The sequence below is a fragment of the Enterovibrio norvegicus DSM 15893 genome (assembly GCF_900115495.1).
Lineage (GTDB): Bacteria > Pseudomonadota > Gammaproteobacteria > Enterobacterales > Vibrionaceae > Enterovibrio > Enterovibrio norvegicus.
Map to the genome: position 1 here is coordinate 67737 of NZ_FOWR01000003.1, position 21946 is coordinate 89682.

General features: G+C 48.2%; 17 protein-coding genes. 10 read left to right on the forward strand and 7 right to left on the reverse strand.

The annotated features are described in order from the left end of the window. Positions 1-34: 34 nt before the first annotated feature. The 5 genes from BM082_RS02630 to BM082_RS02650 form a co-directional block, all read right to left on the reverse strand. Positions 35-1024: an ABC transporter ATP-binding protein gene (locus BM082_RS02630; protein ID WP_017014772.1), complete on the reverse strand. Its 990-nt coding sequence runs from the start codon at positions 1022-1024 to the stop codon at positions 35-37. Between the two features lie 18 nt (positions 1025-1042). After that, complete coding sequence (locus tag BM082_RS02635) at positions 1043-2029, reverse strand: ABC transporter ATP-binding protein (RefSeq protein WP_074925165.1); 987 nt, start codon at positions 2027-2029, stop codon at positions 1043-1045. After that, the gene (locus BM082_RS02640; RefSeq protein WP_074925167.1) at positions 2029-3036 is read right to left on the reverse strand and encodes an ABC transporter permease; all 1008 of its coding nucleotides are present in this window, start codon (positions 3034-3036) and stop codon (positions 2029-2031) included. The genes BM082_RS02635 and BM082_RS02640 overlap by 1 nt, the downstream gene beginning before the upstream one ends. Before the next feature lie 10 nt (positions 3037-3046). After that, positions 3047-4021: an ABC transporter permease gene (locus BM082_RS02645; RefSeq protein WP_074925168.1), complete on the reverse strand. Its 975-nt coding sequence runs from the start codon at positions 4019-4021 to the stop codon at positions 3047-3049. A gap of 72 nt (positions 4022-4093) precedes the next feature. After that, positions 4094-5728 carry an ABC transporter substrate-binding protein gene (locus tag BM082_RS02650; protein WP_074925169.1) on the reverse strand — a complete coding sequence of 545 codons (1635 nt, stop codon included), beginning with the start codon at positions 5726-5728 and terminating at the stop codon, positions 4094-4096. An 845-nt stretch (positions 5729-6573) separates the two neighbouring features. Between BM082_RS02650 and BM082_RS02655 the strand changes: the two genes are divergently transcribed. The 3 genes from BM082_RS02655 (at position 6574) to BM082_RS02665 (ending at position 9741) form a co-directional block, all read left to right on the forward strand. Next, positions 6574-7296: a YebC/PmpR family DNA-binding transcriptional regulator gene (locus tag BM082_RS02655; protein ID WP_017012331.1), complete on the forward strand. Its 723-nt coding sequence runs from the start codon at positions 6574-6576 to the stop codon at positions 7294-7296. Between the two features lie 75 nt (positions 7297-7371). Then, positions 7372-7722: a hypothetical protein gene (locus tag BM082_RS02660; protein ID WP_017014775.1), complete on the forward strand. Its 351-nt coding sequence runs from the start codon at positions 7372-7374 to the stop codon at positions 7720-7722. Positions 7723-7992: 270 nt separating this feature from the next. Further along, the gene (locus BM082_RS02665; protein WP_074925170.1) at positions 7993-9741 is read left to right on the forward strand and encodes a carbamoyltransferase family protein; all 1749 of its coding nucleotides are present in this window, start codon (positions 7993-7995) and stop codon (positions 9739-9741) included. A 100-nt stretch (positions 9742-9841) separates the two neighbouring features. Here BM082_RS02665 and BM082_RS02670 read toward each other — a convergent pair whose 3' ends face one another. After that, on the reverse strand, positions 9842-10645 hold the full coding sequence (locus tag BM082_RS02670) for an SDR family NAD(P)-dependent oxidoreductase (RefSeq protein ID WP_074925171.1): 804 nt from the start codon (positions 10643-10645) through the stop codon (positions 9842-9844). Between the two features lie 233 nt (positions 10646-10878). On the opposite strand from BM082_RS02670, the gene BM082_RS02675 reads away from it, so the two are divergent. The 7 genes from BM082_RS02675 (at position 10879) to BM082_RS02705 (ending at position 20188) form a co-directional block, all read left to right on the forward strand. Then, positions 10879-11793 (forward strand): LysR family transcriptional regulator, encoded by a 915-nt coding sequence (locus BM082_RS02675; protein ID WP_074925172.1) that lies wholly within the window; start codon positions 10879-10881, stop codon positions 11791-11793. Positions 11794-11984: 191 nt separating this feature from the next. After that, on the forward strand, positions 11985-12416 hold the full coding sequence (locus BM082_RS02680; protein ID WP_074925173.1) for a hypothetical protein: 432 nt from the start codon (positions 11985-11987) through the stop codon (positions 12414-12416). Positions 12417-13149: 733 nt separating this feature from the next. After that, positions 13150-14580, forward strand: a complete 1431-nt coding sequence (gene nhaC / locus BM082_RS02685) for a Na+/H+ antiporter NhaC (protein WP_017014780.1) — start codon at positions 13150-13152, stop codon at positions 14578-14580. Positions 14581-14883: 303 nt separating this feature from the next. Then, positions 14884-16563, forward strand: coding sequence for an AMP-binding protein (locus BM082_RS02690; protein ID WP_074925175.1), 1680 nt, complete (start codon positions 14884-14886; stop codon positions 16561-16563). Further along, a complete protein-coding gene (locus BM082_RS02695; RefSeq protein WP_017016811.1) occupies positions 16560-17897 on the forward strand; it encodes a ferredoxin reductase domain-containing protein in 1338 nt (445 codons plus the stop codon). Before BM082_RS02690 ends, BM082_RS02695 begins: the two co-directional genes overlap by 4 nt. Before the next feature lie 48 nt (positions 17898-17945). Beyond that, positions 17946-18710 carry an enoyl-CoA hydratase-related protein gene (locus BM082_RS02700; RefSeq protein WP_074925177.1) on the forward strand — a complete coding sequence of 255 codons (765 nt, stop codon included), beginning with the start codon at positions 17946-17948 and terminating at the stop codon, positions 18708-18710. 353 nt (positions 18711-19063) lie between these two features. After that, positions 19064-20188, forward strand: a complete 1125-nt coding sequence (locus tag BM082_RS02705) for an HlyD family secretion protein (protein WP_074925179.1) — start codon at positions 19064-19066, stop codon at positions 20186-20188. 30 nt (positions 20189-20218) lie between these two features. Here the strand turns inward: BM082_RS02705 and BM082_RS02710 are convergent, their stop codons facing one another. Then, positions 20219-21943 (reverse strand): sensor histidine kinase, encoded by a 1725-nt coding sequence (locus BM082_RS02710; RefSeq protein ID WP_074925181.1) that lies wholly within the window; start codon positions 21941-21943, stop codon positions 20219-20221. Positions 21944-21946: the final 3 nt, after the last annotated feature.

Below are 21946 nucleotides of genomic sequence, written 5' to 3' on the forward strand. Positions count from 1 at the left end.
TAAAAAGAAAGCGCTTTCTTTAACGCTAAAAAATTTAGAGGTGATGACACCTTGCAAAATGACCAGCCTGCACTTCCGTGGCCTCTGGCATTTCTTGTGTACACACCTCTGTTGCGACTGGACAACGCGACGCGTAAGGGCACCCTACGCTGCTCGGTTTCCATAGCGGTATATCACCCTTTTTGACAGAGAGTTCGCGCTTTCCTCGACGACCCACTTCCGGCACTGCTGATAGCAGAAGCTTAGAATACGGGTGCTGCGGGTTTTGCGTAACACTGTCGCTATGACCCCATTCAACCATATGACCGACATACATTACTGCGGTCTTCTCAGCAAAATAGCGAGCGGTAGCGATGTCATGGGTGATATACATGAAGGCGATCCCATGTTTGTCTTTCAGATCGGCCATCAGGTTTAAAATGCCAAGACGTACGGAGACATCCAGCATTGAAATCGGTTCATCCGCCAAAATAACTTCAGGGTCGACAGCAATGGCGCGTGCAATCGCAACACGCTGACGCTGGCCGCCACTTAATTCATGCGGATACTTCTGAGCCGTTTCAACCGCGGGCGATAAACCCACCAGCTCGAGCAATTCATACACCTTTTGCGACACATCACGCTTGGTCGCACGTTTGTGGATCAGCAATGGCCTGGCCACATGGTGATGAATGGTATGCACGGGGTTCAGCGACCCAAACGGGTCTTGGAAAATCATCTGAACTTGGCGTGCATATTCAAGCGCCCCATTTTCGGATACATAATCCGCCAACGGTTTTCCCTTGAACGAAATCTTGCCTGCTGTTTCTTTATAAATGCGCGTCAAAATGCGCGCACCGGTGCTTTTTCCTGACCCTGACTCACCCACGATGGCGAGGGCTTCCCCTTTGTTTAAATCAAAGGAAACATCATTCACAGCGCGCATCACATTCCCTTTTGAGGAATGACCAATAGCGAAATCCATCACCAGATTTTTAATCGAAAGAATCGTTTCTTTCTTGTTCATCGCTGCGCTATCGTCCATCGCTGTTCTTCTCGTCGCTTATGTTAAATGACAGGAAACGTGATGCTGAGGCCCAATGGCTTTCAGCGACGGTTCATTCTGGGTGCATGGTTCGAAGCATTTGGTACAACGCTCCTGAAAGTTACATCCCTGCGGCATGTTCAACAGGTTCACAGGGTTACCCGGGATCCCATACAAGCGCTCTTTTGGCCCATGAATGGTCGGGAACGAAGAAAGCAGCCCCTGCGTATACGGATGCTGAGGTGAATCGAACACGGTTTCCGCATCGCCAATTTCAATGATGTTGCCGGCGTACATCACACCGATGCGATCAGCAATCTCGCCCATCAAACTCAAATCATGGCTGATGAACAAAATCGAGAAGCCAAACTTGGCTTTCAGCTCATACAGCTCGTTCAAAATCTCGCGTTCTACCACCACATCAAGCGCCGTGGTTGGCTCATCCATGATGATCAGTTTCGGCTCAAGCGCGAGCGCTATGGCAATCACAACACGTTGACGCATACCACCACTTAACTGGTGCGGAAACGCGGTCAAACGGTCAGGGTGAATACCCACAATCTGCAAAAGCTCAGCCCCTTTTTCGAGCGCTTCTTTCAGTGACACCTTTTTGTGCGCTTGAATCACGTCAGTGATCTGCTCACCGATCGTAATAACAGGGTTGAGCGAGTTCATGGCACTTTGAAACACGACAGACGCTTCGTTCCAACGGAATGCGCGCAATGCCTTGTCGTTCATTTTCAGAATGTCTTGACCCTTGTAGAGGATCTCCCCTTCTGAAATCAGTGCCGGTGCTTTGTGAAGACGCGAAATTGCAAACGCGAGTGTGCTCTTTCCACAACCGGATTCACCTGCAAGGCCGAGGGTTTCCCCTTCCGCTATGCTCACGCTAACGTTATTCACCGCACGGGCAATGCCGTTTGGCGAAACGTAGTCCACACAAAGGTTATTAATCTCAAGCAAAGGCGGCTTGGCGTTTGATGCCATTTCGATGATGTCTGACATCACAAGCCCCTCTTCTTATCGACTTCTTTCTTCAGCTTGTTCCAGAGCTTAATGTGCGGCCCTGTTTTCAGCTTCGGATTACTGACTTGGTCTATCGACATGTTAATCATGGCGAATGCCCCGCCCGTGATGGCCAATGCCATGGCTGGCACTAACATTTCCCACCACGCGCCTGTGTAGAGTGCCGACGACGTTTGAGCCCAATACAACATGGAACCCCAACTGACTTCTGTCGCGTCACCCAGTCCTAAAAAGCCCAACCCTGCCTCTGAGCCCATTGCATAAATGACAGTACCCAAGAAACCGCCAAATACGATGGAAACAAGGTTGGGCAAAATCTCGACCAAAATAATGCGTATTTTCGATTCGCCCATCACTTCCGCAGAAAGGATGAATTCCTTGTTACGGATTGCCATGGTTTGTGCGCGAATAACCCTTGCTCCCCAAGGCCAGGACGTAATGCCTAGCAATATCGTGATGACGACTGACCCCACTTGCCCAAGAAAGGCGGCCAGAACAATCAACAACGGGAGTTGAGGGAATACCAAAAACACATTGGTCATAAAATTGAGTCGTTCATCAATGCGCCCACCGAAGTAGCCCGCAGACACACCCACAAGCACGGCGATGGTCATGGCGATAAGGCCAGCAGCAATTGAGACAGACAGTGTTTTTCTTGCACCGACCAACACTTGGCTAAACACATCTCGCCCACTGCGCGTGGTGCCCATAATGTGTTCAGCACTTGGCGGCTGGTGTGGACGCGCCACACGCTTTTCCGCTTTGTACGGTGCAATAGCAGAAGCAAACAGCGCGCCTGAGAAAACAATCGCCAGCAACAAGCCGCCGATAATGGCCGGCGGATTGCCGTAGAAAAAGGCATAGATAGCACCAAGCATGCGCTTGAACTTTTTCATCCCCGACACAGGTTTCTGTGCCTGCATACCCGGCCCCTGCGAAGGATTCGGCGTGTTTAAATCTTGGGTATCTGTGGCGACTTTATCCATGCTGATCCCCTTAATTTGAAATGCGTGGGTCAAGCCAAACATACAAGATGTCGGCGATGAAATTCGCGGTCAGCACCGCCGTAACCAGAATCAGGAGAATCGCCTGAATCAACGGATAATCACGCGCAACAATGCCTTTTAGCAGCACATTGCCAAGCCCTTGGTAGTTGAACACCACTTCGGTCATTATCGATCCCGCGAACGAAAAACCGATGGCCATCGCAATGGCTGTGGCAACAGGCAAAATCGCATTACGACCTGCATAGCGACTCATCACACGCACGCTGCTCAACCCTTTGGCTTCTGCCATCGTGACGTAATCCTCACCGAGCACATTGATCATGGCGTTACGCATGTTAAATACCCATGTCGCAATACCCACTATCACCATTGAGCCCACAGGCAATATCGCGTGTTTCAACACGCTGCCGATGAATTCAAGCGTAAACCCCGGATCCAATGACGGGTCGTAGGTATACGCCAGCGGTAACCATTCCAGTTGCAGCGCGAAAAAGTAAAACAAAAATAGCGCAGTCACCACGTACGGAAAGTTACTGATAAACGCCAGTAGCGGTGGCGCGATTTGACCAAATAAGCTCGTACGACGGTACGATGCATACGCGCCAATACTCACACCAATGGTCAATGCAACAATCAGCGAACCCAACGCGAGAAACAAAGTCCACGGCAACGCATTTGAAATCACTTCCGACACACTCACGGGGAACATCAATACGGATGGACCTAAATCCAAGGTGAACACGCTTTTGATGTACGCCAAGTACTGCATGAAGATGTTGCCATCAAGGAAGCCGTACATTTCACGCACAGCATCCATTTGAGCTGGATCCATTCGGCCTTGTGCAGCAGCAAACAACGCTTCAACCGGATCGCCAGGCATTAAACGCGGCAACATAAAGTTGAACGTAATAGCAATGAAGAAGGCGGTGAAATAAAACATGAACCGCCGAAATAAAAATGACATCGCTTTGCTCCTCACTGGTGCGCGTTTAAAAGCGCACCTAGGTACCTATCCAGAATACGTCTGCTGTTCGTGCTATTTCAGGTGCAGATTATTCAAGATGATCACGCGCTTACCACCGTCGTACCACACCGGTTGAATGTACGGGTCTTGCTCCGTTGGCCAACCTTCAATGCGTTTGGTGCTGTACTGGAACCACGTTGGGTTTGAGAACAAAGGAATAAACGGCAAATTCTCAGCCGTGAATGCTTGCAACTTATCGAGAATCTCTTTCTGCTCAGCCTCATCACCAGCCTGACCAAATGCTTTGATCAAAGCATCAATCTCTGGAGAGTTCACACCGTGACCTGCATGCCAGCTTGTGCCGATTCGCGCTGTATCAAAGTACTCTTGATAAGTCAGAATTGGGTTTGTCGCCACCAGCGACCAGTTGATCGCCATTTTGTAATTGCTCTGCTTCAACGATTTGTCATACACCGACCAATCAACCGTTTTCACTTTCGCTTTCACGCCCACTTCTTCGTAGTACTCACCGACCATCTGAACCACTTGGATCCAATCCGTCCAGCCGTTAACCACCTGAATATTGAATTCAAACGGGTCGCCATTTGGCAGGTCACGGAAACCATCGCCGTCTTGATCTTTCAAACCCGCAGCGTCTAACAGTTCATTGGCTTTATCTTGATTAAACTCGGTGAGGTAACCGTATTTCGCAGACACATCGTCGCTGATGTGATTGGCGTACAAATCACCAATGCCGCCCGGATTAAAGTTCGCGGTTGGGTAGCCGTAGGCTGCAATATCAACAATGGCTTCGCGATCAAGCGCCATTGACAGGGCTTGGCGCACCTGCAAATTGTCAAACGGTGCTTCTTTGGTGTTCATGTAAAGGTGAATAGCATCGTTCGCTGGGTACCAATAAAAGTGGTTGTCTTTATCACGCTTAACAAACGTGGATTCCACATCCGCAATGAAGTTTGAACCCCAATCAATTTCACCTTTGATCAGTGCAGGTTGAATCTGAGAGTTATCGTTGTACGAACGGAAGTTCACACAATCCAAATGCGGTTTGCCTTCGAGGTAGTAATTCGGGTTACGACACAGTTCCATCTGCTGAGGCTTGAGGAATTTTACCGTCGTCATTGGGCCGCTGCCCACAGGGTTTGGATTGGTAAAGGTGGTAGCGTTTTCCACCGTCGACCACACATGCTTCGGCAAGATGTGGTAAGCCTCTAAGTTCCAAATGAAGGTGGAATCAGGTTTGTTTAGCGTAAAGACAACGGCGTTGTCCTCAGTCGCTTCGACAGACTTGATCACACCACCCGACCAAATGCCTTTCAAATCAAATGCAGGATTGGTTTTGGTCAGTTCAAAGCTAAACACCACATCTTCAGCCGTTAACGGTTGGCCGTCAGACCATGTCATGCCATCACGCATTTTCACAGTCAATGTGCTGAGGTCGTCTGAATATTCTGCAGATTCAGCAAGGCGATAATGTGTTTCGCCGGTCATGTTGTTAAACACAACCAACGGTTCGAAAATCACACCGTTGACGAGATCTTTGGTGGTATACGGATTGAAGTTCTCAACAAATCCAGTGTTGATAACAGGGACGGTTAATGTGCCACCTTGTTTTACGTCTGCAGCTTGTACGCCAGACACGATGAAGGCACTAAAAATGCACGATGCCAGAATGGTTTTGTTTAGCATGTAATCGTCCTTAATTTTCCATTAGTCAGAGAGACGCGACCCGATTCTTTTCGGCTTCGCCCCACACTTCTTATCGCTCTCTCACCGCTTCTCGTCGAAATACCACGTTCATCGCCAACGTTTGAAACAGAAAAACACACTAAAGAAAGCGCTTTCTTTTGATTGATGTTAGGTAAATGTACTAGGCGGCAACAACCGAATATTCACGTTTATGTAACATTGATCACAACTATTTCTTGCCATTCATCATGCATTATTACTTATGAGACACATATGCATACTGAAGTGTAGTGCAGGAAAAAGAAATTGCGTTTTATTTGTTATTTATCATAAAGATAGAAATAACGCCTACATTGTCAGGTTTCTCGGCGTTCACTGTCTAGATACTCGCAAACCGTTAACCATGACGACGCTAGATGAATGAATTCAAGCCTTATTAGGCCTAGTTCATGTATTCACACTAACCTGCCTCATTTTTGATTCATTCGTAAAATGAGATCAAACGATCGCCCTGTTTCACTGGCCAACATTGAGGCAAATAGCGCCAATTATTGGGGATTTCCCGTGATTCAGGCAGCGTTGTTACATTGCGTTGCAAACGAGTTGGGGTTGATTGCGTAACAAGATGTCGAATAGGGTTAATAAACTGAGTGTGATAGGTAAAAGAACGCAACAACACCTCACCTTCTATTGAACAAATCGCATTCAGATACATGAAAAAAGTATATTCAAACGGGTTTATTTGGCATTTGTTCACAGAACCTTGCGTTTAAAGCTGGAAAAACCAAAGCAGGGATTGATAAAATCGCTCGCATTATCACAGCAAGTAAAGAGAGTGACCCCCCATGGGACGCAGTTTCGAAGTTCGCAAAAATTCAATGGCGAAAACCCAAGGCGCCAAAGTTAAGCTGTACTCAAAGTACGGTAAAGAAATCTACGTTATCGCGAAGAACGGCGGCGGTGACCCAGACACCAACCTGTCTCTGAAACGCATGATCGAAAAAGCGAAGAAAGATCAGGTGCCAGCGCACGTGATTGAGAAAGCGATCGAGAAAGCAGCCGGTGGTGGTGGTGAGAACTATGAAGTAGCACGCTACGAAGGTTTTGGCCCAGGTAACTGTTCAGTGATCGTTGACTGCCTAACAGACAACAACAACCGTACCTACATGGAAGTGCGCCAATGCTTCGTGAAAACCCACGCTAAGATTGGCGGCCCAGGTACTGTTGCTCATATGTTTGATCACCAAGCTGTGTTCCAATTTGCTGGTGACGACGAAGAAGCAGTACTTGAAGCACTAATGATGGCTGATGTCGATGTGACTGACATCGAGTGTGAAGACGGCGTGATCACCGTGTTTGCCCCTCACACTGAGTTCTTCAAAGTGAAAAACGCACTGGCCGAATCTATGCCAGAAGTGACACTAGACGTTGAAGAAATCACCTTCGTTCCACAAACCATGACTGCGGTAACTGGCGACGACATTGCAACGTTCGACAAGTTTATCGACATGCTGAACGATTGTGACGACGTACAAAACGTTTACCACAACGCTGAAATCGAAGATTAATCTTCCTTCTGCGTTTGGAAATGCCCGGCTCAGCCGGGCATTTTCCGTTTATATCCTTACCAACAGGATTCCATTATGGAACAGCAAGAATTCGAAACACTGGTAAAAGCCCTGAGTGAAAAAACCAGCTTGCCAGAAGCACTCGAGGTGCTTAAAGCGTGTGAAGACGAAGAAGTCGCTGCTGCAGCAAGTGCTATGACGGGTCAATTTGCATTGGCAGAAGTAGAAGGTGAAAACCGTGTTTACCATGTATTCACTGAGCAAAACGATAGCGGTGAAGAAGAAGAGTTCGTCGAGCACGTGATGAACGTGGGCGAAGATGTCATGGTATTCGTTGCATGGTTCTTCTATACCCAATTCGAAATCACAGATCGCGACACATACGCCGCTGCAGGTCGTGTGTTCAAGAAGCCAAAGCGTCGTTAATTCTCGCTGACCGTTTCATTTAGATCTGTTCATTATTCTTAAGCCAGAGCCACCGCTCTGGCTTTTTCTTTTGCGCGTTTTCCTTCCTCGCTTACATGCATTTTTCTAGTCAAATCCCACTACTGTCAAAACGTGCACGTTTATTTCTTCTATTTGCGATTGAGCTAAAACCCATCGCGTGCTTGTCCAACTATCTGGGCGGTATATTCGAGTCATACACCAATGATGACGATAACCCCCACAGGATGGGGGAAGGAATAAGAGGGATTTATGTATTTAGGCATATCTTGCACCGGACATGATAATTCCATCGCGCTAGTGAATAGCGATGGCAAGGTTCTCTATGCACAAGCGGTCGAACGGGAAACACAGACAAAACACGGTTTCAGCGTATGCCCAGATCAACCTTATAAGCTGGCAAAATTGATCAAGCAATATGCGCCAAATGCCACGCATCTGACTATCTGCAAATCGTGGCCTGAAGATACGCCGCAAAAAATGGGAAGCGAGATTAATAACATCGCCATGGCCGATTACGACGGCATAGTGAGAGAAGTTGCAGGCATTTTTAAAGGCGTGCAGACACACAACATGAATGATGTTTTCCTACCAAACATTCAAATGGGCGGTGGCGGAGCAAAACGCGCCGCGATGGCGCTAAACCTCACCACAGACACACGTCAATTTGATCACCACTCCAGCCACGCCGCCTTTGCCTGCTACTCGAGTCCTTTTGATGAAGCCGCATGTCTTGTCATGGACGGTTATGGGGAAGATTCTGCACAATCCATCTTTGTCTACAAAGACAACAAACTTGAAAAACTCCCCAAGCCTGCCTACCTCGGCGAGCTAAACCAATTATCGGCAAGCCTTGGTGTCTACTATGGTGTCACCGTGTGTCGTCTCTGTGGGTTTGCAATGGACTCAGGGGAAGAATGGAAGGTAATGGGCTTAGCGCCATACGGAGAGCTCAATGAGCCCGTACTTGCGCTTCTTCGGAAACACATTGCAGTGAAAGATGGCTACCTCACCCTGCCTGAAGGTTCAACAGCGGCGCTTGCAGCACTTCGTCCTCACACTCGCCCGTACGGGCAATTCCCGAAAGAAGCGGCAGATCTGGCCTACACCGCTCAATACCATTTCAACGAACTGATGGCGGAAATCCTCACCCATGTCCACGCCGTAACAGGCATGGACAATATCGTCATCACTGGAGGATGCGCCCTAAACTCATCGTTCAACGGTCGCGTTATCGAAAACACCCCATTCAGTGATCTGTTTGTACCTTGTGCTCCAGGGGATGATGGCAACTCTGTGGGCGCTGCCTTGCTCGCCGTAAAACAAGACTTCCCGGATAAAGTGATTCAAAACCGTCTTCAAACGCCGTATTTAGGCGACGAAATTTTGGAAGAGGAAGTCGAAAACTTCATCGAAAAAAGTGGCTTTGGCAATGTCCACAAACACGATTGGCAGGATCTTTATCAAAACGTCGCGCACATGATGGCAGAAGGAAAAGTCGTCGCATGGGTGCAAGGTCGTGCAGAATTTGGCCCCCGCGCATTAGGTCATCGTTCTATCCTTGCAGATTCACGCTCGATCGAAATGAAAACCAAAATTAACGCTGCGGTGAAGTTTCGTGAACCTTTCCGCCCTTTCGCACCGATGATCCTAGCAGACAAAGGGGATGAATATTTCGAAAACTACCATGACACGCCTTATATGGAGAAGGTCGCAACCTTCAAACCCCTCATTCGCGAAGCCGTTTCAGCGGTATGCCATGCCGACAACACAGGGCGTTTACAATCCGTCACCAAAGAACGTAATGCGCACGTTTATCACCTGATTGAAGCGTTTGAAAGAATCACGGGGGTGCCCGTGATCATCAACACCAGCTTGAACGTGATGGGGAAACCTATCGTGTCGAGCTTAAACGACGCGGTAATGACCTTCCTCACGACGGATATCGAAGTACTGGTGATGGGGCAATATGTCTTTACCAAGGGGCAGGCAATCCGCTAGTACCTCATGCATTACATTCCCGCGCAAACAAAACAGGCTAGGTTTCCACCTAGCCTGTTTTTATCTGTGATTCACGCAAAAGCGAAAACCTTGCTTGCAGTTATGCACCGATAACGGATTCAACGGCTTTGATGACCTCGAGCGATTTTTGGTCATTGAGCCCTTCTGGATGAGGTGATGCAAATCGACGTGCGTCATTATCAAAGTACTTTCCAGACGCATCTGCAAACTCTTCGCTTAACGCAGCACGCACCAAAATATCCACACCAATGCTCAAATCGTTGCCCGCCACGCCAAAGCCTTCTTTCACCATTTTACTGGCAAGCATTGAGCCCGGGTTAACCGCGACAATCATGGGGCCGTTATCACCCCATTGCTTCGCAAGTGCGCGTGTCCACATTGTTATAGCCAGTTTACTTTGCGCATAGGCTTCAAATTCATCGTTCAGTTTTACTTTACCGACAATGGCATCAAGGTTGACGGGCGCTTGTGCAGCAGAAGACAAGTTCACAATACGGCTGCTTGCTTCCATGATCGGCAATAACGCTTGCGTCAGCAGGTAAGGGGAAATGGTATTCACAACAAAGCGCGCGTCCATATCGTCTTTAGTGATCGGATCCGCCATGCGGAATACACCCGCGTTGTTAAGCAATACATCAATCTTGCTGAAGCGGCTCTTCACTGCATTCGCCATTTCTGCCACATCATTTAGATTGGTAAGGTCAGCAACAAAGCTATCAACGTTCCCACTGTTACTAATGGCTGATAGCGTTTTTTCCACGTCATTCAGTTTGGCAGCATTACGGCCATGAATAAGCAAATTGTGCCCCTGTGCAGCCAGCGTTTTCGCTGTTTCCAAGCCAATTCCGTCAGTCGCACCTGTAATGAGAATGTTCTTCGTCATGTTTTTCTTCCCTTAATTTAAGCTTGAGAGGCAACGTCCAAAAGAACGTCGTTAGCCACACGGTTCAATGTAAACCCTTAACGGCAACACAAGCGTAACCATTTGCATCATCCACGTTTATGCGATACATAATATTAAATATTTATAAATTGATAATCCCCCTAATAAAAGATTCACTTTATAGAATTCATTGATAATCATCATACAAAATCGTCGCGATGGAACCGCAGAGCATGAACATTGATCATTTAAAACTTTTCGTACGCTTGGCATCCACAAACAACATCAGTGTCGCTGGGCGTGAGTTAGCGCTTTCCCCTGCCGTTTCCAGTGCCTACATCAGTAAACTTGAAGCTTGCTTGGGTGTTCGTTTGGTGCATAGAACCACGCGAAAAGTCTCACTGACAGAAGAAGGCGATGCCTTCCTTCCTTATGCAGAAGATGTGTTAGCCAGCGTTGAAGCGGCCTATTCGTCTGTTGGCGTTGGAGCCAATGCGCCGCGTGGCATTTTAAGGGTTACCGCGCCGGCCTCGTTCGGACGCATGCACTTGATGCCCGCGTTAAAGGGCTTTCTTACTGAATACCCCGATGTGAAATTGGACTTCCGCTTTTCTGATTCCATCGTCGATTTGATCGAAGGGGGTTTTGATATCGCTATCCGAAATGCAGAACTGAAAGACTCTTCGTTAATCGCAAGAAAACTGGCGACCGACCGTCGTGTTATCTGCGCCTCTCCCGCGTACTTAGAAAAATACGGCAAACCTACATCGCCAAAAGAATTGAAAGATCACCTTTGCATTCACCTCTCTCAATTGGACCTATGGATATTTGATGGGCCAGATGGAAGAGAGAGTGTTAAAACACAGAGCGTTCTGAGAACCGACAGCGGTGATGTGGTGCGCGATGCCTGCATTGATGGCATTGGCATTGCGATTAACTCCACATGGAGTGTATTTGAACACCTCCAGAAAGGAGAGTTGGTAGAAATCCTCAGTGATTACTCGCTGGTATCTGACACGGCTATTTGGGCGCTGTACCCAAGCTCACGCCAGCTCGCACCCAAGGTACGTGCTTTCATTGATTACTACGCGGCCCGTTTTGCAGACACTCCCTGCTGGGCCGTGGAGCACTCAAACAAAACGCGCTAAACAACGCAAATAACACCTGATGCTCTCATGACGTTGAACCCTGAGAGCATCTGCTTTTTTACACACCTTTCAACCCCCTCCATACATAAAAATCGGTAAGTCATTATCTCCTATCGAAATTAATGCTACCCTCACCGCATTAATTTCTGGCGCGAGTCGTCAGATCACCCATAAAAATAAGCATACAGACTATGGATCAATACCCTGAACGATCGGGTTACTACAAGTTAACGGAAGAATGGTCTGTTGAATTACCTTCTGAATTCAAATGTCGAATTGAAGACGAAGACTTGGTGCTTTGGCAGCAAGACATGACAATTTGGTGTTCAGTTTGGGGTATCGAGCCAGAGGAAACCCGTGAGGAAGCACTCGCATGGGTGGAAGAAGAACAAGCCGAAGACGCCTTTGATGTTGCTAAAAAAGATCAAAACGGATTGTTGCTTTATCATTATCGATTGCTCGAAGAAACCAATGATTACCGCGTCGCCTCCCTATATTGCTTCGCGTTCTCTCACTCTAACTATATTCAGCTAGGGATATACCTTGATGAAGAAACCCGTTTTGAAGATGCACAACGCATCTGCGAGAGCATCTGCTTTGTGAACCATCAAACGCTACACTGACGTTTGAGAACGCCCTCAATCTGAAAGCAGGCAAAAGCCTGCTTTTTTTCTCTTTTCTCTTTTCTCTTTTCTTGCACCTTGCACCTTGCACCTTGCACCTCAGATGTTCTCACTCGGAAGCTCTCATTATCAACATGCATAAAAACCCTGCAACATTGTGAAAAATCGATTCAGCTATCAAGGTAAAAACAATGCTTTAGTTTCAATCAAGCGTTTGAATTTTCTCCACTTCCTCTGTTTTACTTACGTTTTTTCCCGACAGCGCCGGAAAAGCACAATTAATCCATATCCTGTCTCGTATCTTCAACACTTTTTCTGACACCTAGCCGTTACCCTCAAGTGAAACCACTGACAACAATGCCTACGCGTTTTTCATTGGTTTCCCTGTTCATTGAGAACAACCGCTCTTATAAAAATCATAAAAGCATGTGTGAAAAGTGCTGTTGCTCGTCATGGATACGATCCCGCCGAAACAGTTTCGCTTGGTTAGTTCTCCCCTACCTTGGTTACCTCAACACAACCTTGGACAGTGCATCGATAAAACGATGTAGAACCCTCCGAAGACACCGTGCCATAGCTTTGCCCAAGTACATCGCTCAGCCCTTTGCCGTGCCTGATCGCGTCGCAAATCCACTTGGTTCTTCACGCCATTCGTGATGCCAGAGGAAAACAGGTTGAGCACAACAACGTTATTTATTCATTCAGTCATAGATGTACACAAATCGGAGGTAACATGAAGACTGATATACCTGAAGGTGCTCGTGCTCCCCATTTCTGGGAAGCCATTATTTCACTGCTCTCATTGGTTTTGGGGATCAGTATCTCCATCGTCATGTATGGGCTAGATCCTCAAATCCCCATGATGCTCGGCGTGGTTGTCGCCAGTGTCATTGCCCTTCGCTGTGGCTTCTCTTGGAAAGACATTCAAGGCGGCATGGTGAACGGCATTTATAACGCCTTGCCCGCGATGATCATCTTGATGATTGTTGGCTCGCTGATTGGTGTTTGGATATTGGCGGGTGTCGTTCCAACCTTGATTTACTACGGGCTACAAATCCTCGCACCAGAGGTATTCTTGCCCGCATGTGTGATCATCTGTGCGGTGACGTCGCTCGCCACAGGCACAAGTTGGGGAACAACAGGGACAATCGGTGTCGCGCTGATGGGTGTTGGCGGGGGCTTAGGTTTTCCATTGCCGCTCGTCGCAGGTGCTGTTTTGTCAGGGGCGTATTTTGGCGACAAAATGTCACCGCTGTCAGATACCACTAACCTCGCGCCTGCAATGGCGGGGACTGATCTGTTTACTCACATCAAACACATGTCTTACACCACCGGGGTGAGCATCACGATTACCCTGATCATTGAAACCGTTCTCGGCCTGCAATACAGCGCAACGGGCAGTAATATCGATCGTATCAATACCATTTTGACAACGCTGGATAGCAACTTCTTCATCAACCCCGTTTTATTCCTGCCTTTGTTGCTGGTTTTGTTTGTGTCTTACAAGAAAATGCCCGCCATTCCCGGCATCGCATTAGGCGTAATCGCAGGTGCTATTTGCGCAGCCGGCTTGCAAGGTGCAGATTACAACGCCATCGCAAATGTTGCTTTCGGCGGTTATGCGTCAGCGACTGGCATTGAAGATGTCGATTCGCTGCTATCTCGTGGCGGCATGGATTCAATGATGTACACCATCAGTTTGATCATTGTGGCCATGATGTTTGGTGGCGTGATGGAGCGAACCAATCAGCTTCGTGTTATCGCAGATAAAGTGCTCGCCGCGGCGAAATCCACAGGCTCACTGGTGATTTCAACTGTACTGACGGGTATTGGTGCCAACGTTATACTCTGTGACCAATACATGGCTATCGTAATGAGTGCGCGCAGTTATGCCGAAGCCTATCGAGAGCGAGGGCTTGCACCTGAAAACCTTTCTCGTGCAGTGGAAGACTCTGCAACGGTCACCGCTAACCTTGTTCCTTGGAACTCGGGAGGGGCATATCAAGCTGCCACACTGGGTGTTGCAACATTGGCTTACCTTCCGTTCAATTTTTTCTGTTGGCTATCACCTATCGTTACCATCATATTTGGAGTGATGGGATGGACAATCTGGCGCACGGAAGAAGGGAAACCGAGAGAGGCAAGCGTTGAAAGAGACCTCTAACAGTACGTACAAACCCTCGTTTATTTGACGATTGTCGTGCATTAAAAACCACTGTTCGCAGTGGTTTTTTTGTGCCCGACATTCAGCGTGATATGCACTGATTTTTATTACATTTGTATTGATTCATATTCAATAATCTTTGTAATCAAATGCTATTTCATTGCTTTCTAATATATTGAGAATTCTTTGTGATAATTTTGTGAGAGTTGCCCTATACATTTTCCGATAGCACCAAACGGAAAAAACGATGACACCCACTAGACAGCAAAAGGTCATCGTTATTGATGAATAGGAGACACCCCAGTGACTGGCACATTGAACTCAGTGCTATTTCCAACAGCACCCAATTCTCGACATTTGGGAAACGAACGACTTTTTAATCTGACGCCACTGTCAAACCTCAGCGCAGAAGATCGTCGAAAATTCGTATTGTTTGGTCGAGGCCCACAAAACACACCCGCTTTCACTACGCTGCATCGTGCGTTTGAATACCATGCAACCACGCGGCCACATGCGGTTGCAGCCATGCATGGTGGTCGTTCTATTTCTTATAGCGACTTGAATGAGAAAGCAGAAAAATTGGCCACAGTGTTGCTGCAAGCAGGCGTAAAGTCAGGCGATTCCATTGGGGTATTCCTCACCCGCTCAATTCCTATGCTTGTTGGCATGTTTGCCTGTTTGAAAATTGGCGCAAACTACGTACCGCAACACGCGGGAGTTGTACCCAAAACACAGCTCGAACATATCGCTAGCTTAACCAGAATGAAGGTGGTACTCACACTGTCAGCGCATCTTTCTGATATGCCAGAACTGCCCAATGTACAACTGATCGCGTTAGACGAACTGATGAAATCTTTCGAGTTTCGCGCGCTATCCACGTCAGGGCGACGCCCCGCAAACACCAATGATACGTGCTTTATTTTGTTCACATCAGGGACGACGGGCACACCCAACGGCGTACAAGTCACCCACAAAAACGTGTGTAATATTGTACTTACCGCCCCAGGAAACCTGGGAATTAAACCGGGGTCACGTGTCGCTCAACTTTTAAGTATTTCATTCGACATGTCTGCATGGGAAATCTATGGCGCACTCTGTAACGGTGCAACCTTACTGATTCGAGACAAGATCATTGAGCATACTGCCAGCAATGCAGATGTGATTATCGCGACCCCTTCTGTGCTTGCCAGTATTGATACCAGCGTCTGCCAAGATGCCAAAGTTGTCGCTGTAGCCGGTGAGCCCTGCCCGCAACCTCTTGCAGAAACATGGGCCGCGTTTTGTGATTTCTACAACTGTTGCGGCCCCACGGAAACCACCATTGTCAACACGATGAAACGCTATGCACCCGGCTCGCCCTTAACCATTGGCACGCCAACCCCCAACAACACGGTGTACATCCTTGATGAAAATCTCGCGCCTTGCACCATTGGTGACGTTGGCGAAATGTGGGCAGGTGGAATTTGTGTCACCAAAGGGTATCTCGCAAACGTCACCCTCAGCCAACAGCGCTACCGTACCGACCCATATTTAGGTGACGGTCATGTCATGTTCCGTACCCGTGATTTAGGCCGCTGGACGGAAAACGGCGAACTCGAACATCACGGTCGAACCGACGATCAAGTCAAAATCAAAGGATTTCGCGTCGAACTCGATGCCATTTCAACCATGATCGAACGTCTACCAAGCTGCCGCCAAGCAGTGACCTTGAAAGTATCAGATGAACATGTCGCCACCTTTGTCGCCCCCGAAGACGTAAATGAAGCCCACGCAAAAGAGCATGTCTCAGCAAACTTGCCGTATTACTGCGTGCCAACAAAAATCATGGCGTTCGAAGAGCTGCCGATGACGTCTCGTGGAAAAGTCGATAAACGCAAATTGCAGGATCTTTATGAAGCCTCACTGCGAGAGAAAGCGCCAACGGCTCAAACACAACCATCAACACCCCGCTCTGATGAAGTCGAAGGAGAGCAACACTCATGATGGCACCGTATTCACAAACAGAGCTTCCAGCGCAGCAAAGCAGGCTCAAGCGAATGTGGAAAAACCCAAAGCTTGAACATTACATGCGTCTTGTTGCGACCGTCTCAATACTCAATGTCATCGCTCTGATCTATGGCATAACGACGGGGAGTTGGTTTACCGCAGATGGTATTCAGCTTCAACAAATCAGTAATATGGTGATTGCTAACTTCTTCATTGCAGTGATCATTCGCCAACAATATGTGATAAATCTGCTGTTTTGGCTCGCGACCCGCGCACCCACTACTTGGCCACTTTCTGTGAGATGGCATTTAGGCAAGGTGTATCACCACGGTGGCTTACACACTGGTTGCGCCATCAACGGCAGCCTTTGGTTTGCTGTCTATGCGGGCAGCCTGTTGTACCACTTCAGCCAACAGCTAGGCGGTGTTTCAGCAGCGAGCATGATCATCACCCTTGTGATTATCACTGCACTTGTCTTCATGATCACCATGGCAACACCGAACATTCGAAAGAAACATCACAATGCGTTTGAAGCCTCTCACCGCTTTGCAGGTTGGTCTTTGTTACTTCTGTTTTGGGCACAAACCGTCACTTTGACCCAAAGCCAACACCCGACGATGAGCATGGCAGACATCGTACTTAACACACCTTCAATTTGGGCATTGTCCGTCATGACATTCAGCGTGGCGTTGCCGTGGATGCGACTCAGGCGCGTACCCGTTGATATCTCGACACCGTCTAACCATGTTGCGTTACTCAAGTTTGATTATGGTGTGACGCCCTTTGCTGGCTCGTCGATGGCAATCAGCCGTTCACCGCTAATGGAATGGCATCACTTTGCCAATGTGCCTTCGCCAACGGAATCAGGCTACCGACTCACCGTTTCTCGCGCAGGTGATTGGACAGGAAAACTGATCGATGACAAGCCAACACACCTATGGGTGAAAGGCATCCCGACGGCAGGCGTAGCAAACATCGAAGTCTTATTTAAGCGTGTGGTTTACATCGCAACGGGCAGTGGTATTGGGCCTTGCTTGCCTCACTTGTTTGCGCAAAAACTGCCGATGTTATTGGTATGGTCAACACGCGATCCGCGCAAAACCTATGGCGATGCCTTGGTCGACCAAATTTTAGAAGCCCAACCCGATGCCATCATTTGGGATACCGACAAAGACGGTAAGCCTGACATGGTAAAACTGGCCTATTCCGCCTACGAAAAATTCGATGCGGAAGCGGTGATCTGTATTTCTAATCAAAAACTGACTCAACAAGTGGTGTATGGCATGGAAAGCCGTGGCGTTCCTGCGTTTGGTGCTATTTGGGATTCTTAAATCCCAGCACACATACCCGCTAACTACCCGATGAATAAGGATGTAACCATGTTTATCAATACCGAGTTTGAACGCGGTGTCGTGACCATCACGATCAATCGCCCCGAAAAACGAAACGCCCTCAACAATGCGGTAATGCGAGAGTTAACGAGCGCGCTTGCTCACTTTGATGAGAAGCCTGAAGTGGGATGTTTTGTGATCACAGGAAGCAACCAGATTTTTGCTGCGGGCGCTGACATTAGCGAAATGGCTGACATGACGTATCAAGAAATGGCCGCCACGGATTACTTTGCAGGGTGGGAAGCAGTGGGCCGTGTTCGCACACCGATCATCGCCGCAGTGCCTGGCTATGCACTCGGTGGGGGCTGCGAACTCGCCATGATGTGTGACACCATTTTCGCAACAGAATCTGCGCTGTTTGGACAACCAGAGCTGACTATTGGCGTTATCCCCGGGATGGGAGGCTCACAACGTCTAACAAAATTGGTCGGGAAATCTAAGGCCATCGATATGATTCTCACTGGTCGCATGATGGATTCAACCGAAGCAGAACGGGCGGGGTTGGTGTCTAGAGTGGTACCTGACCATCAACTGATGGATGAAGCCATGCATGCTGCCAGAACCATCGCCAGTTACAGTAAACCGGCTGTCGTTCTGGCAAAAGAATGTGTTCTCAACGCAGAGCGCTTCACCATTGAAGACAGCGTGCGATCTGAACGTCGCATGTTCCATGGCCTCTTTGCCACGGAAGATCAAAAAGAGGGCATGCATGCCTTCATAGAAAAGCGCGCCCCTCAATTCACAGGGCATTGATCCCGATAGACACAACACCTTTTTGCTTCACCCCATTCTACTTTTTGCTTCACCCATTCTACATAGAGCCCTTTGATGCATTCATTTGTGTCTAAAGGGCTTTTCTTTGCATTACTGCTTTTTCTTATTCTAACCAAACCTCAGTGGCACTCATCAGCGTTAGGCGAGATTCTCAAAGGGCAAACAAGGTGTGACAACTGTTAACGGCAAAGTGTCTAAAGTTGGACAACACGCACCAGCCGTGACTCGTAAACTAACCTCCATGTGCAATCACACGCCTAGTGTCACCCCATGGTGAGCGTGTGAACAGTTGTCTCTGACGAACTCAATTTAACGGATTCAAGGACCCAAGCATGAGCCAAAGCCGTATTCATGATGCGCCCAAACAAGAGATGCAAACTGACACAGTGAATACCCACAGTACAGCGAGTCGCTCTCGTCGTTATGTTCTATGCGCAATACTCGTTGCTTTTGGCATTTGGCTATATACGCTCTGGGCAACACGCGTCACCCCGATTACGCAACACGGTAGCGTAAACGGACAGGTTATCCGCATCGCGCCTCAAGTGTCCGGGCCGATTGCCAGCATTGCCGTCATCGACAATGTGTCGGTGAAACGCAACGCTCCCCTTTTTACGATCGAAAAAGCGCCTTTTCGGCTAGAGGTAGAAGCGGCACAGCTTGCACTCCAGCAGATTGTTCAGTCATTGGGTGGAGACACTGTCGCGCTGTTAAATGCCAAGATTGAGGAAGTGAATGCACGGGTCAAGTTGGCTCAAGCAAAGCGTTATGTTCAAAGAAACATGACACTGGCAAGGCGTGGTGTCGTTAGCCAAGCCACATTGCAAGAGAGCCTTCAAGCTCGCCGAGAAGCAAAGCTCGCGTTAAACGATACAACCGAAGCGCTTAGCGTTGCAGAAAACATGCTCAATACCAAAGCACAAAGCTCACCACAATTGAAGGCTGCATTGAATACCTTGGATCATGCGCTGCTTACCCTTTCCTATACCGACATCATTGCGCCAGATACGGGTGTGATCACCAACATGCGCATGACCGCTGGCGATTATGTTGCCGCAGGGCAACCTGTGATGACATACATTGATACCCGCCATTTCTGGCTGACGGCGATGGTGCAGGAGAACTCACTCACCTATTTGAAAAAGGGCACGATCGCAAAGATTGTCTTTGATGTTTATCCAGGAAAAGTATTTCACGGCGAGGTGACGTCGATCGGTTGGGGAAACGACAAAGAGGATAGCGTAACTCTCAACAACGAACGCAGTAACGCGTCGGGCGCCTTACAACAAGTACAACGTTACCCCGTCAATATTCGCTTTTTTGATTTACCAACAGGGACAGGTTTGCGGTATGGCAGCCAAGCAACCGTTGGCTTTTACCCTGATAGAACACCCATAGGCGAAACCTTGCTCGACCTATGGATGTGGACGTGGAGCAAACTGAGTTACGTTTTGTGATTTCTGTGCCCGCACCATGATTTGCTGTCGTTAAGGCGCGTCAGGGTCTGGCGCTCTGCCTTTTGTCGCGCGTTCAGCATCCACGTCCAAACTCTCGTTCAGCACGTCACCGCCTGTTACTGAGGCAGACATGGGGGGCAAATCTTCCAGCGCTTGCTCCAATGCATCTTTAGAATCGGGATTAGTCGACGTCGCTAAAAGAGAAGAAAACGCAACATGTTCTTGGTCTTCTGTCTCTTTTGTGATGTCCCCTTTCCCCACAGCCGACATTGTTGGGTAGTCAGATACAATGACGGGGGCTTCATCGATCTCTTCAATCATTTCTGGCAACAAAAGCGGAGGCCGAGCAGACGGCGGTGCAATCGACGAAAGTGCAAAGTTCACGCAATAGCGTTCCTCGCCACCATCACTTCCCTCTTTTGCTTTCCCGTCACAGATCTCAAGGTGGGTTTGGTGAAGACTCAAAATGGCCTCCACAATCTTGGTGCCCATTCCCAAGGATCCTGAATCCCCGTTCTTCGCAACCGTATTGATGAAAGTAAACTCGACTTTACACGCACTCGTCTTACTCACATCCAGAAGAATGCTCGAACGATGTGGGCTATGGCGAATGGCATTCTCAATCAGGTTATCAAACACGCGATTGATCAATTGCTCATCGGCAACCACAAACAGATCCGGTGCGCTGCTAATAACCAGATCTACCTTCTTTTTCTTCAACGGCAGCTCGAACCGCGCTTTCACTTCTTCAAGCAACGTTTCTACGTCTAACTCTCTATAAGCCAACACAATTTTAGCCGTCGGTGAACGTGCAGCTGCCAGTTGATCTTTCAAGTAGCGATCCAAACGTTGAGCATTGTGATAAGCCGTATCAATCATTCCACGGCCCTCTTTATGCTGAAGACGCCAGGTTTCGATGTACCCTAAAATATTGGCAAGTGGGGTTTTAAGATCGTGGCTAAGTTGCAGCAAATATTCACGTCGCTGTGCTTCTTGTATTCGTAACTGAATGAACTGCTGCTGAATCACCCCCATCATGCGGCGACATTGTTCGGCAAGCTCTTGCAATTCGTAAGATGTTAACGCTAACGGAGGCGTGATGCGAAATTCAGACGTTGCGGCATCTTCAATCTGACGCACCATGTTCCTTCCAGGAATAATGATGCGTTTAAAGACCATGCGATAAACGCCCACCGCAAAAAGAGAAATAGCCACAAGCGCCGCAAGCACAATGGGGGCATATTGAAGAAAATTGTCGGGATGCGTGACCGCATTCCGCTGCTGACTGCCAATTACAACGTAGAGATAACCTGCAACAATGCCGTTATCTGTAATTTGAGCGGCAGAAAAAACCATATCCCGATCTTCAGTCATGGGATCTTGTCCCAATATTGGCAACGGCTCTTCTGCCAGAAAAGCTTTGATTGGTTCAACTGACACATGTTGTCGCTGAACGTCGTCCAGAGGCGGGCCAGAGGTGGTAATGTTTCCTTCTGGGTCGAGAAAATAGATTTCAAAATCAGGCCCGAGCAACATCAAGGTGTGAAAGATAGAAGACAAAGCTGCAGGACTGTAGTCATCACCCACCATCAGGGGATTGTCATCCCGCATGTGGCGTGCGAGATCTCGGTGTAAGGATTGTTGCGTTTTAAGCTCGTTTCCTTCCCAAACATCCACACTCAATTTAGTGAGCACGGCTGCACTGCCAACAAACCAAATCAATGTGAAAAACAATAAACGGTTCTTAAACGTCAACAA

Excerpts from the sequence above, each read along its gene's own strand:
- BM082_RS02645 (WP_074925168.1), bottom strand. The coding sequence starts at position 4,021 with ATGTCATTTTTATTTCGGCGGTTCATGTTTTATTTCACCGCCTTCTTC.
- BM082_RS02695 (WP_017016811.1), top strand. The coding sequence starts at position 16,560 with ATGATGGCACCGTATTCACAAACAGAGCTTCCAGCGCAGCAAAGCAGG.
- BM082_RS02670 (WP_074925171.1), bottom strand. The coding sequence starts at position 10,645 with ATGACGAAGAACATTCTCATTACAGGTGCGACTGACGGAATTGGCTTG.
- BM082_RS02660 (WP_017014775.1), top strand. The coding sequence starts at position 7,372 with ATGGAACAGCAAGAATTCGAAACACTGGTAAAAGCCCTGAGTGAAAAA.
- BM082_RS02650 (WP_074925169.1), bottom strand. The coding sequence starts at position 5,728 with ATGCTAAACAAAACCATTCTGGCATCGTGCATTTTTAGTGCCTTCATC.
- nhaC (WP_017014780.1), top strand. The coding sequence starts at position 13,150 with ATGAAGACTGATATACCTGAAGGTGCTCGTGCTCCCCATTTCTGGGAA.
- BM082_RS02655 (WP_017012331.1), top strand. The coding sequence starts at position 6,574 with ATGGGACGCAGTTTCGAAGTTCGCAAAAATTCAATGGCGAAAACCCAA.
- BM082_RS02635 (WP_074925165.1), bottom strand. The coding sequence starts at position 2,029 with ATGTCAGACATCATCGAAATGGCATCAAACGCCAAGCCGCCTTTGCTT.
- BM082_RS02705 (WP_074925179.1), top strand. The coding sequence starts at position 19,064 with ATGAGCCAAAGCCGTATTCATGATGCGCCCAAACAAGAGATGCAAACT.
- BM082_RS02700 (WP_074925177.1), top strand. The coding sequence starts at position 17,946 with ATGTTTATCAATACCGAGTTTGAACGCGGTGTCGTGACCATCACGATC.
- BM082_RS02675 (WP_074925172.1), top strand. The coding sequence starts at position 10,879 with ATGAACATTGATCATTTAAAACTTTTCGTACGCTTGGCATCCACAAAC.
- BM082_RS02630 (WP_017014772.1), bottom strand. The coding sequence starts at position 1,024 with ATGGACGATAGCGCAGCGATGAACAAGAAAGAAACGATTCTTTCGATT.
- BM082_RS02640 (WP_074925167.1), bottom strand. The coding sequence starts at position 3,036 with ATGGATAAAGTCGCCACAGATACCCAAGATTTAAACACGCCGAATCCT.
- BM082_RS02680 (WP_074925173.1), top strand. The coding sequence starts at position 11,985 with ATGGATCAATACCCTGAACGATCGGGTTACTACAAGTTAACGGAAGAA.
- BM082_RS02665 (WP_074925170.1), top strand. The coding sequence starts at position 7,993 with ATGTATTTAGGCATATCTTGCACCGGACATGATAATTCCATCGCGCTA.